This is a genomic window from Saccharopolyspora rectivirgula DSM 43747, from assembly GCF_000497205.1.
GTDB lineage: Bacteria > Actinomycetota > Actinomycetes > Mycobacteriales > Pseudonocardiaceae > Saccharopolyspora > Saccharopolyspora rectivirgula.
In genome coordinates this window covers 20,943-31,276 of record NZ_AYJW01000048.1, presented here as the reverse complement: position 1 = coordinate 31,276, position 10,334 = coordinate 20,943, and the positions used below count along the sequence as shown (strand labels likewise).

At 67.1% G+C, this 10,334-nt stretch carries 8 protein-coding genes; 4 read left to right on the top strand and 4 right to left on the bottom strand.

Annotated elements, in window-relative coordinates:
- Window positions 1-233: 233 nt before the first annotated feature.
- Window positions 234-1,136: an NAD(P)-dependent oxidoreductase gene (locus tag SREC43747_RS0113635; protein ID WP_029721830.1), complete on the top strand. Its 903-nt coding sequence runs from the start codon at window positions 234-236 to the stop codon at window positions 1,134-1,136.
- 295 nt (window positions 1,137-1,431) lie between these two features.
- Entirely contained in the window at window positions 1,432-2,064 is a 633-nt protein-coding gene (locus SREC43747_RS0113630) for a hypothetical protein (RefSeq protein ID WP_029721829.1), read from the top strand.
- 122 nt (window positions 2,065-2,186) lie between these two features.
- Here SREC43747_RS0113630 and SREC43747_RS0113625 read toward each other — a convergent pair whose 3' ends face one another.
- The 4 genes from SREC43747_RS0113625 to SREC43747_RS0113610 all read right to left on the bottom strand — a co-directional run bounded on the left by SREC43747_RS0113625 (window position 2,187) and on the right by SREC43747_RS0113610 (window position 7,885).
- Complete coding sequence (locus SREC43747_RS0113625; RefSeq protein ID WP_029721828.1) at window positions 2,187-2,846, bottom strand: HNH endonuclease family protein; 660 nt, start codon at window positions 2,844-2,846, stop codon at window positions 2,187-2,189.
- Window positions 2,847-3,084: 238 nt separating this feature from the next.
- Window positions 3,085-4,635: a GMC family oxidoreductase gene (locus SREC43747_RS0113620; protein WP_029721827.1), complete on the bottom strand. Its 1,551-nt coding sequence runs from the start codon at window positions 4,633-4,635 to the stop codon at window positions 3,085-3,087.
- A complete protein-coding gene (locus tag SREC43747_RS0113615) occupies window positions 4,632-6,194 on the bottom strand; it encodes an APC family permease (RefSeq protein ID WP_029721826.1) in 1,563 nt (520 codons plus the stop codon). Before SREC43747_RS0113615 ends, SREC43747_RS0113620 begins: the two co-directional genes overlap by 4 nt.
- Window positions 6,195-6,361: 167 nt before the next feature.
- Window positions 6,362-7,885, bottom strand: coding sequence for an aldehyde dehydrogenase family protein (locus SREC43747_RS0113610; RefSeq protein WP_051388017.1), 1,524 nt, complete (start codon window positions 7,883-7,885; stop codon window positions 6,362-6,364).
- Window positions 7,886-8,329: 444 nt separating this feature from the next.
- Between SREC43747_RS0113610 and SREC43747_RS0113605 the strand changes: the two genes are divergently transcribed.
- Window positions 8,330-8,914 (top strand): TetR/AcrR family transcriptional regulator, encoded by a 585-nt coding sequence (locus tag SREC43747_RS0113605; RefSeq protein ID WP_029721824.1) that lies wholly within the window; start codon window positions 8,330-8,332, stop codon window positions 8,912-8,914.
- Window positions 8,915-9,180: 266 nt separating this feature from the next.
- Window positions 9,181-10,143 carry a coiled-coil domain-containing protein gene (locus SREC43747_RS0113600; protein ID WP_029721823.1) on the top strand — a complete coding sequence of 321 codons (963 nt, stop codon included), beginning with the start codon at window positions 9,181-9,183 and terminating at the stop codon, window positions 10,141-10,143.
- Window positions 10,144-10,334: the final 191 nt, after the last annotated feature.

Here is a 10,334-nt window from a genome sequence, read left to right as displayed (position 1 = left end):
CCCCGCCGTAGTCGAAGATCACCGCGTCGATCGCGGCGGATGCGGCAACCTCGCTGGAGCCCATGAGCGAACCATACCGACTAGACGGTATGGTGGCTAGCCCCTTTGCGCCGATCAGCGGCGCGGGCACCGGTGGGGAATTCCATCGGCGCAGTTGGCAGACCGGTGCCGCTCCGAACAGGGCAGGCTGTTACACCGATGGGGTAACTCCGGCTGTGGAAGGAGCAAGGGCAATGACCGTTTCGGTGGGCGTGATCGGCTTGGGGCCGATGGGCCTGAGCCTGGCCCAGCGGTTGCAGGAGACCGGGTTCGACGTGGTCGCCACTTCGCGTCGGGAACAGACCCGCCGAGAAGCGCGAGCTCAAGGCGTGCGCACCGCCGAATCACCCGCCGAAGTGTCCCGGTGGCTGCGCGAACGCGGCGGGAAATCGGTGCTGCTGACCTCCCTCCCCGGCGGGCCCGTGGTCCGCCAAGCACTGCTCGGCGAGCACGGGGCGATCACCGACGGGGACCACTTCGTGGTCGTGGACACCAGCACCTGCGCCCCGGCGGACTCCCGCGCCCTGGCCGCCGAGCTGCGGGCCCGCGGTTGTCCGGCGGTGGACGCCCCGGTTTCCGGCGGACCGACCGCAGCGCGCGCCGGGACCCTGTCCGTGATGGCCGGTGGCGACGCCGAAGACCTGTCCGCAGCAGAAGAAGTGCTGCAGGCCGTCGCGGCGCGCCTGGTGGTGTGCGGGGGACCGGGTGCTGGCCAGGTGGCCAAGGCCTGCAACCAACTGGTGGTCACCGCCAACATCGCGGTCGTCGCCGAAGCCCTGGTCACCGCCAAGGCGCTCGGAGCGGATCCGGCGGCGGTCCGGGAAGCGCTGCTCGGCGGCTACGCGGCGAGCCGGATCCTGGAGCTGCACGGGGAACGCATGCTCAACCGCGACTTCAGCCTCGGCGCGGCGGCGCGCACCCAGTTCAAGGACATCGGCATCATTCGGGAGCTGACCGACGGGGTGGCCGACAACCAGGTCTTCGAAGCGGCTGCCCGCATCATGCAGGAACTGGTCGAGTCCGGCGGCAGCGAACTGGACCACAGCGCCGCGGTGCAGGTCGTGGAACGCCGCACGGGGGTGTCGCTGGCCGACTAGGTCCGGTGGAGCGGGTGAATCGCGAGCAGGGGTGCTTGTCCCGCGTTCAGCCCTCACCGACTACTCGTCGTTGCGCGCGACGGGAACCCGCGAGGTGGGACGACCGGCCGAGCTCCGAGGTTTTCGCCGTTTCGGCGGTTGTTCCCACCGCTCGGGCACCTCCGGTCATTTTTCGGGCAAAAACGGTAATCCGACTGGTTTTCGCGAACGTTGACCCCATGTTTACCAGCCGGTAAGCATGGCGGTGCCGCGCGGCATTCCTCCCCCTTTGTTCGTTGTGCGAAGAGAGGACACCATGTCCGTTTTCCAAGGGAAGCGTGCAGCTGCTGCGGCAGCGATCACGGCCGCGACCGCGCTCGCGCTCGCTCCGCAGGCGCTGGCGGCATCGTTCGAGGTCAACTTCGATTGCGCGGGCGACTCCCCGCTGGGGCAGCAGGAATTCAGCCTGCAGCAGAGCACCGAGGTCACCGCACCGGAAACGGTGGCCCCGGGCGGTGACCTGGAAATCGTCATCGACCCGGCGCCCAACACCGTGCCGGCCGAGGTGAACGGCTTCCAGGTCGAGCAGGTCGAAGGGTTCGAGTTGAAGATCCCGATCCCGGAGAACTCCGAGTTCGTCTCCGCCGAACTGTCCGGCGGTTTCAACCTCGGCCCCAACCCGCCAACGCTGACCGTGGACGGCGGAATCGCCACGCTGCACCTGGACGGGCCGCTCGCCGGAGGTGCCGAGTTCGAGCTGCCCACCGTCACCGCCCACCTGAAGGCGGGGGAGTCCGGCACCATCGAAACCAAGCTGTACGGCACCAGCTACGACGACCCGGGGCTGACGTTCAACGCGGTCGTCTCGACCATCATCGGTGACGTCGAGGTGCCGTCGAGCTGCTACCCGAACCCGAACCCGGTGCTGACCACGACCACGATCAGCTGACCCGGGACCTGTCCTGAGAGCGCGGTGGGAAGCCTCGGGTTCCTCCGGGGTTTCCCACACCCGCGGGACGAAGCGGTCCTGCGGGCTGAACGCGCACCGAGCGCCGTCGGGGCGAGCGGTGCTCAACCGCAGGTGGCCAGCATTTCCTGCAGCGCTGACTTCTCCTCGGCGGTCACCGACAACTGGTAGGTGTGCTTGACGGCGATCCAGTCCTTGGCGTAGTCGCACCAGGCTTCCCGCATCGGCTTCCACTGGGACGGGTCCTGGTCGCCCTTGCTGCGGTTGGAACTGGAGTCCACGGCCAACAACTGCGGGGATTCCAGGTCGTTGGCGAACTGCTCCCGGCGCTGGTCGTCCCAGGTGTTCGCGCCGCTGCGCCAGGCGTTGGCCAGCGGGACCAGGTGATCGATGTCCACGTCGGACGGATCGGTGAGCCGTTCCCCGGTGTAGGCGCTCACCCAAGTTCCGGAAACCGCCTCGCAAGCGTTGTTGACCTGGACGTTCTCCCCGTCGCGGCGCAGCACGGCCTCCCGGGTGTTGCAGTTCTTGCCGGCATCGGGCTGGGCCACCCAGTGCTCGAACCGCTCCCGGGAGTAGCCCTCCATCGATCCGGCCGGAGCGACCCGGAGCTGCGCGAGCTGCTCTTCAGCTCGGGTCGCCGGCGGTGACGGGGGCGGGGACGCCGGATCTTCCAGCAGGTCCACGTCGAAGAAGAACCACACCACGAACGCGACCACCGCGATGAGCGCGGACACCCCGGCGGACTTGGCCTTCTTCGACATGTTCAACTCCGGTGGTCGAGAACCGCTTGACCTTGATCATGGTATGCGGCCGGTGGCCGGTGGGAGGGAGCGATCGTGGCGAAGTGCACCGATCGTCCTGCCACCCCGACCACGATTGCACCACCAGCGGGAGCCGCCCGCGTTTTCCGGCGGACGTGAACGAGGACCCCTCCGGGACGGGGGAGGAGGGGTCCTCGTGGGAGGAGGTGGCGGGCGTCGCGCCCGCCACCCGGGGTGATCAGCGGTTGTCCTCCTTGAGCATGTCGGAGCACTTCTCGCCGATCGCCATCGTGGTGATGTTCGGGTTGACGGTCACCAGGAACGGCATCACCGACGCGTCCGCGACCCGCAGCCCCTGCACGCCCTTGACCCGCAGGCGGGCGTCCAGCGGTTTGCTCCGGTCGTCGTCAGCACCCATCGCGACGGTGCACGCCGGGTGGTAGACGGTGTTGTGGGTGCGCTTGATGTAGTCGGCGATCTCGTCGTCGCTCTGCACGTCCGGCCCCGGGTACAGCTCGGCGCCGGCCCACTCCTGCATCGCTGGCTGGGAGACGATCTTGCGAGCCAGCTTGATGCCCTCCGTCATCACCCGCATGTCGTGCGGGTCGGTGAAGTAGCGCGGGTCCACCTTGGGCTTGTCCCGGAAGTCGCGGCTGCGCAGCCGCACGGTCCCGGTGGAACGGGCGTGGGTGACGTTCGGGGTCAGGGTGAACCCGTTCTCCGTGGTCGGGTAGCCCTGGCGGACCGTGTGCATGTCGAACGGCACCGAGCCGTAGTGCATCATCAGGTCCGGTCGGTCCAGGCCCGGCTGGGTGGTGTGGAAGATGCCGATCTCCCACCACTGCGTGGAGTCGGTGACCATCGGCTGCTTGGCCTCCCAGCCGATGACGCCCTCCGGGTGGTCCTGCAGGTTCGACCCGACGCCGGGCGAGTCGACCAGCACGTCGATGCCCATTTCCCGCAGGTGCTCGGCCGGACCGATGCCGGACAGCATCAGCAGCTTCGGGGTGTCGATGGCCCCGGTCGACAGCACGACCTCGCGCCGCGCCAGCACGGTGCGGGTGTGGATGAGGTCCGGGTCCAGGTACTGCACGCCGGTCGCCCGCTTGCCGTCGAAGGTCACCTTCTTGACCCGGGCCTCGGTGCGGATCTCCAGGTTCGGCCGCTTGCCCATGATCGGGTGCAGGTAGGAGACCGAGGACGAGGAGCGGGTGCCGTCCTCGTGCGCGTTGATCTGGAACCAGTTGGCCCCGTTGGTCACCGTCTTGCCCGTGTTGAACGGGGTGGTCGGGATGCCGGCCTGCTCGCAGGCCTGCAGCAGCGCCACACCGCACGGGTCCTTCGGGGGAACGGTGCGGATGTTCACCGGACCGCTGCGACCGTGGTGGTCACCGGGGGCGTCGTTGGTCTCCAGGCGCTTGTACAGCGGGAAGATGTCCTTGGCTCCCCAGCCGGTGCAACCCATCGACTCCCACTCGTCGAGGTCCTCGGCGGGAGCCCAGAAGGCGATGCAGGAGTTGTGCGAGGAGCAGCCGCCGAGCACCCGGGCACGGGCGTGCCGCATGAACGAGTTGCCGTTCTCCTGCGGTTCGATGAGGTAGTCCCAGTCGTAACCGGACTCCAGCAGGGCCATCCAGCGCTTCAGCTCGAGGATGGCTTTGTCCCCCACGTCGGAGGGGCCTGCTTCCAGCAGGCACACGGTGACGTCCGGGTCTTCGGAAAGCCGGGCGGCAACAGCTGCCCCCGCGCTTCCGCCACCGACGACGACGTAGTCGAATTGATCAGTCATTTCTTTGCGACTCCCTCGTTGACAGCGACCGCTTCAGCGTCCCCTTCCGGGCTCACCGGCTGGGAGGCGTGTTCCTGCAGGACACCGATGCGGTGCCGCTGCACGAACCAGTAGTAGGCGAATCCACCCAGCGCAGCGATGCCGACGAAGAGCACTGAGCTGTACTGCAGGTACCAGTGGAAGGGCGGCTCGGCGTTGTAGACCTCGCGCCGCGGCCAGGCGAGGTTGATCGCCATGCCGGCGCCCCACAGCACGGCCAGGACGTTGATCGGCAGGCCGAACTTGCCGAGGCGGAACCGTCCTTCCTGGGGCTTGGAAGACCACTTGCCGCGGATGCGGGCGATCAGCATGGGCACCGTCACCAGCAGGTAGGAGATGTAGATCAGGATGATCGCCAGGCTGGTGATGGCGGTGAAGATCTGCGGCTGGTTGATGTTCACCGCCAGCAGCGCGATGGCCAGCACACCGATCAGCACCGCGGGCACCACCGGGGTTTGGAAGCGGGGGCTGACCCGGGCCAGCTTGTTCCCGGCCGGAAGCGCGTTGTCGCGGGCCATGGCGAAGGCGATTCGGATCGCCGCGGTGTGCACGGCCAGCACGCAGACCGTGATGGCGATGAAGATCGCCAACAGGAACAGGCGACCGACCACCGGGCCGAGCGAGTCGTTGAGCACGAACTGCAGACCGTTCGACCGCAGTTCGGGCGCAGCCAGGTCGCGGGCCGCCATGAGCCCGAACAGCAGGATCAGGCCACCCAGCACGAAGGAGGCGATCAGTGCTCGCAGGATCGCCTTCGGGGCGTTGCGGTGCGGGTCGATGGACTCCTCGCCCAGCGAAGAGGCGGTGTCGAACCCGTACATCACGTAGGAGGAGGCGATGGCCGCCACCAGGAAGGCGTAGAAGTAGTTGCCGCCGTAGGCCGCTTCGGTGCCCTGGGTGTCCAGCACGACGTCCGGGCTGTGGTTGGAGGCCAGGGCGAGCGCCACGATCAGCAGCACGGCCGCCACCAGTTCCAGGAAGACCCCGAAGCTGTTGATCCGGGCCATCAGCCGCACGCCGAAGGCGTTGACCAGGGTGGTGAACAGGACCAGGGCCGAAGCCAGGACGATGCCGTTCACCGCCTGGTCGGTGGAGGTGCTGCCGTCACCGACCAGCTGGAAGCCCTCCCAGATCTGGGGGAGGGTGTTCTGGTAGGCCAGGGCGGTCGCCGCGATGGAGACGATCGAGGCCACCAGCATCATCCAGCCGGCCAGCCAGCCGATGTGCTGGCCGCCCAGCTTCTTGGCCCAGTTGTACACCGATCCGGCGATTGGGTACTGCGAAGCCAGCTCGGCGAAACTCAACGCCACGCACAACTGCCCGAGGAACACCATCGGCCACGACCACCAGTAGGCGGGCCCGCCGAAGGAAATGCCGAAGTAGGACAGTTGGAAGGTGCCGGTGAGCACCGAGATGTAACTGATGCCGGCGGCGAACGTGTGGAAACCGCCGAGTGTTCTTTTCAGCTTGTTCTGATAACCGAATTCGTTCAGTTCAGCGTCGTAATTGGGCACGCTCATGCCCTGAACTCCTTTCCCGAATCGCCGCTCCCGATATTTCGGAAGCGGCCGAATCGGGTGGTTCGTGCGCGTTCGTCAACCTGTCCGCGCTGACAGGCAAATTCGATGAGCAATTGATCTGGTCAAAGAATCCGGGGAAATGATCGCGACAGCGAACAAATCCTCCTTCACCGCCCGGAGAACCAGTGCTGAGGAGCCGGGCGCAAATTCTGGTAGACGTGCTTGGCTTCCTGGTACTCGCGCAGGCCGGACGGGCCGAGCTCGCGTCCCATGCCGGATTGCTTGAAGCCGCCCCATTCCGCCTGCGGCAGGTAGGGGTGGAAGTCGTTGATCCACACGGTGCCGTGCCGCAACCGGTTGGCCACTCGCTGGGCCTTCGCCGGGTCACCGGTGAAGACCGCGCTGGCCAGGCCGTAGTGCGTGTCGTTGGCGATCCGCACGGCGTCGTCCTCGTCGGTGAACCGCTCGACGGTGAGCACCGGTCCGAAGGACTCCTCGGTCACCGCGAAGGAACCCTGTTCGACCTCGTCGAGCACGGTCGGCAAGTAGTAGTAGCCGTTCGCGTAGCGCTCACCTTCCGGACGGCGGCCGCCGGTGCGCAGCACCGCTCCTTCGGCGACGGCCCGGGAGACGTAGTCCTCGACCTTCCGCAGGTGCTCCTCGGAGATCAGCGGACCGGTCTCGGCGTCCTCGTCGAACGGGCCACCGATGCGGATCTTCTCCGCTCGACGCACGACCTCGGCCACGAAGTCGTCGTGCAGCTCGTCCTGCACGATCAACCGGGCGCCAGCCGAGCACACCTGCCCGGAGTGCAGGAACACAGCGGTGAGCGCGTAGTCCACCGCGGTGTCGAAGTCGGCGTCGGCGAACACGATGTTCGGGTTCTTCCCGCCGAGTTCCAGGGCGACCTTCTTCACGGTGGCGGCCGCGCTGGCGGCGATCTTGCGCCCGGTGTGCAACCCGCCGGTGAAGGAGACCAGGTCCACGTCCGGGTGTTCGGAGAGCACCGCGCCGACTTCAGCGCCGCTGCCCAGCACGAGGTTGCCCACCCCGGCGGGCAGGCCGGCTTCGGCGAGCGCTTGCATCAGCAGGATGGCGGTGCTCGGCGTGAGCTCGCTGGGCTTGAGCACGAACGTGTTGCCCGCGGCCAGAGCCGGGGCGACCTTCCAGGCGACCTGGAGCAGCGGGTAGTTCCACGGGGTGATCAGGCCGCACACGCCCACCGGTTCGTACTGCACCCGGCTGATGGCGTCGGGACTGCCGGTGTCCACCACCCGACCGGCGTCGGTGCCGGCGATCTTCCCGTAGTAGCGGAAGCAGGCGGCGATGTCGTCCATGTCGTAGCCGCTCTCGACCAGCCGTTTTCCGGTGTCGAGGGACTCGGCGCGGGCGAACTTCTCCCGGTCCCGCACCAGGATGTCGCTCACCCGCAGCAGCAGGTCGCCGCGTTCCCAAGGGGAGGAATTGGCCCAGCTGCCTTCGTCGAAGGTGCGGCGGGCCGCGGCGATGGCGCGTTCGACATCGCTGCGGTCGGCTTCGTCCACGGTGGCCACGTGCGTGCCGTCAGCGGGGCAGTGGATCTCGCGGACGCCGCCGGCCGCTGCGTGCACCCACTGGCCGTTGATGTACAGCGTTGGTGCGGAAGCGCCGGTGCGGCTGTTGCTCCGCGAGTTTTCCTCTGCTTGCGGCATAAAACGAAATCCTCTTTGTGGTCTTTGCGTTTCTTGCGTCGGGGACTGAACGCAGTCGCGCGAATGCGTGCTTTGCTGCGTCGGACTGCTCGAGCTAGCGGAGCGAGTTCTGGCGATCACAAAATTCGCCGAAGGCGCCAGAACTGTGCAGCTGCCTTCTCACCTCCTGGTTGTCCATTCGGTGGGGCTCCGTTGCTAATTCCGCGACGTTCTCGTCGGCCCTGCTCGGGCTGGCGTCGCGCAAGACCCTAGCACCAAATCATGTACATCTGTACATCACCGCCCGGTGTTACATGAATTTGGCAGCAAAAAATGCGCGCTGAACTGGTCAAACGCAAATCGGGTGACTTGGGCTGCATCGAACTGGGCCGGTGACGTGGCAGGGTGGGGACGAGCTGATGCGTCACGCGTGCCTCGAGTGGTACAGGAGGAACACCGAACCGGATGTCAACCACGGAAACAGCGACCACTACCACCGGGGTGCGCCGCAAGGACCCCGGCCGCCGGGAGCGAATCGCACGGGCAGCCATCCAGGTGGTCGCCGAACGCGGGGTGGACAAGCTGACTCACCGTGCCGTTGCCGCTGCGGCCGGTGTTCCGCTGGGATCGACGACGTACTACTTCGCCACCCTGGACGACCTGCTGGCGAGCGCGTTGAAACAAGCAGCTGAAGACGACGTCGCGCACATCCAGGCGTGGGCGCGGGAGCTGCAGGGGCAGGACGACCTGGCGGCCGCGTTGACCGACCTCGTCCTGCACTACCTGGGGCCAGCCCGCCCCCAGACCCTGGTCGGGCACCAGCTCTACATAGCCGCCCTGCACCGCCCCGCGCTGCGGCACCTCAGCCAGGAGTGGGACGCCGCCCTGGCGGAGCTGTTCGCGTCCTGCACCGACCAGACCACCGGGCAGGTGCTCGCCGCGTTGTTCTGCGGCCTGCTGTTCCAGCACATCGTCCGGGAATCGGTGCCGAGTCGAGACGAGATCGAAACGATCTTCCGCCGGGTGCTGGAATCCGCCGCGCTGAACTGATTCGGGTGATCGGTTCTCGTCCTCGTCGGGAACCAGCAACGTTGCACGTCCGTTGTGTTGCTGCAAGCGCGACTATGTTGATCTATGTCGCAACTGCCGTGAAGAATGGCGATAGCGGTCCGTTGCAGCGCAGTCCAGCGTCCGATCGGGTCATCCGAGGAGTCCAGCGGAGCAAATTCACGGACGTCGTTCAGGTGCACAACGGACATGCCGCGTCGGGGCGCGGTTCGCTCCAGAACACACTGACTACCGAGTGGGGTGAGACCGTGGGGCAGAACGAAGATCGCGAGCTGGTGCCGTTGAAAGCGGACTTCGACACTGTCTGGTACGGGTTCCGTCGTTCTCAGGTCAAGTACTACGTGCAGCAGGCCGAAGCGGAAATCCGAATGCTCACAGCAGACCGCGATGCTGCACTGAGCCAGGTCGAGGACTTATCCGCGCAGCTGGAACAGGCGCGTGCGGAGATCAAGGAGCTCAAGAGGCAGCTCGACGAGCAGGCTCGGACGCCGATCGACGAGTCCGCTTTGTCCGACCGCCTGCGGAGAATGGTCCGACTTGCCCGGGACGAGGCCAACGAGGTGATCGCTTCCGCGCGGGCGGCCGCCGAGCACGAGTGGGCTCGCTCCGAACAGGCCGCTGCTGAGCTGCGCGAACGGTACGAACGTTTGGTCGCCGAAGCTGACGAGTGGCGTCGGCAGTCCGAACGCCAGCGCAACGAGATGCTGGCACGCACTCGCGAAGAAGTGCAGCGGATGGCGCAAGAGGCCGAACAGCACCGCCGGAAGCTGGACGAGGAGGCGGAACAGCGCCGCACCCAGGTGGAACGGGACTTCGAGATCTCGATGGCCGCGCGCCGCGAAGAGGCGATGCGGATCCTCGCCGAGCGCGAGCGGACCAGCCGGGCCGAGGCCGAGCGGCGCGTGCGGGAAGCCACTGCGGAGGCCGAGCGGCGGATCAAGCGGGCCGACGAGTACGCCGAAACCATGCTGCGCCTGCGTCGGGACCTCGCCGAGCGGGTTCGTGGTGCCCAGCAGGTGTTGGCGGCGGCGGAACCGTTCCTGTTCTCGGCTGAAACCGGTGCGGCGACCAGCGGTTCGGACGTCTACGTGGACACCGCCGTCCGAACCGGACAGCTGCCGACGGAGAACTTCACCCTGCCCAAGCAGCGCGCTGAGGAGCTGGCTCCGGAGAACCAGCAGGCCAACAGCTCGGAGCGGGTGCGCGGGTGAGCTGCGGGCGGCCGGAGCGTTGCCGGGTGGTCGCACTGGCGGTCCAGGACTGACCACTCAGCTCGGTGACGCTTCGGCAGAGGGCCCGCGTTGTTCGGTGGAATGGTCCGGAATGGAATATTCGCCGGAATGCGTTGCGGGGTTCCCGGCGAATGACGAGCAGCGCCGCGCCACCTCCCCGTCCGGGGTGC